A 204-nucleotide genomic window follows, 5' to 3' on the forward strand; every position below is an offset into this window, starting at 1 on the left:
GTTGCGTACGGCGATCGACGGCTGTGCCGACGAACTGGGTGCCATCGACTTCCTGGTCGCCAATGCCGGCGTCGCGTCGTACGGGACGGTCCGCAACATCGACGAGGCGTCGTTCGAGAGGGTCCTCGACGTCAACGTGAACGGCGTCTTCCGCACCTTGAAGCACGCGACACCGCACCTTGCTGCGAGCCGTGGTCACGCGAC

The 204-nt window shown here is 65.7% G+C and carries 1 protein-coding gene; it reads left to right on the forward strand.

Annotated features, from left to right (window positions below; translation table 11 throughout):
• Positions 1 to 204, forward strand: a 204-nt coding sequence (locus ACOADB_RS11935; RefSeq protein WP_378598558.1) for an SDR family NAD(P)-dependent oxidoreductase, incomplete at both ends; no start/stop codon positions are given.

Source organism: Nocardioides sp. CPCC 206348 (assembly GCF_048654705.1).
Taxonomy (GTDB): Bacteria; Actinomycetota; Actinomycetes; order Propionibacteriales; family Nocardioidaceae; genus Nocardioides.